The organism is Campylobacter concisus, from assembly GCF_002913545.1.
GTDB classification, from domain to species: domain Bacteria; phylum Campylobacterota; class Campylobacteria; order Campylobacterales; family Campylobacteraceae; genus Campylobacter_A; species Campylobacter_A concisus_AV.
Genome location: NZ_PPBR01000023.1, coordinates 1 through 973 on the forward strand (window position 1 = coordinate 1; position 973 = coordinate 973).

Consider the following 973-nt stretch of genomic DNA (forward strand, 5'->3'; position numbering starts at 1 on the left):
AGTTTGATAAATCCAGCTGCATCTTTTTGGTCATAAACGCTATCTTCTTCAAATGTGCAGTATGCCTCGCTAAATAGATTATCATTTTTACTGCTTCTGCCAAGGATAGTCACATTACCTTTATAAAGCTCAACTTTTACAGAGCCATTTACGTGCTCTTGGCTTTTGTCGATGAGCGCTTGGAGCATATTTCGCTCAGGTGACCACCAGTAGCCGTTGTAGATTAGCTCGGCATATTTTGGCATGATCTCATCTTTTAAGTGAGCTGCACCGCGGTCAAGTGTGATGCTCTCTATCGCTCTGTGAGCTTTTAGCATTATCGTGCCACCAGGAGTTTCGTAGCAGCCGCGGCTCTTCATACCAACTGAGCGGTTTTCTACGATGTCAAGTCTGCCGATGCCGTGTTTTGCGCCAAGGCGATTTAGCTCGGTTAAAATTTCAGCTGGGCTCATTTTTTTGCCGTTTATGCTCACTGGATCGCCTTTTTCATAGCCGATCTCGATGATCTCGCTCTTATCTGGGGCATCTTTTGGGCTTACTGTCCATCTCCACATATCATCTTCTGGTGCGTGGCTTGGGTCTTCAAGCACTAGGCCTTCGTAGCTTATGTGAAGTAAATTTGCGTCCATTGAGTATGGGCTTTTGCCTGGTTTTTTGGTGATATCTATGCCGTTTTTCTCAGCGTATGCTAAGAGCTTTTCACGGCTGTTTAGATCCCACTCGCGCCATGGAGCGATGATAGTTAGGTTGTCACCAAGTGCGTAGTAGCCAAGCTCAAAGCGAACTTGGTCGTTGCCTTTGCCTGTTGCTCCGTGGCTCACGCCATCAGCGCCAACAAGTCTTGCGATCTCGCTTTGGCGTTTTGCTATAAGTGGGCGCGCGATTGAAGTACCAAGCAGATATTCGCCCTCATAGACTGCGTTTGCTCTAAACATTGGAAATACATAATCACGTACAAATTCTTCTTTTAAGG

The 973-nt window shown here is 46.1% G+C and carries 1 protein-coding gene; it reads right to left on the bottom strand.

The features are described from left to right. Positions 1-973, bottom strand: a 973-nt coding sequence (locus tag CYP05_RS01580; protein ID WP_103641788.1) for an argininosuccinate synthase, incomplete at both ends; no start/stop codon positions are given.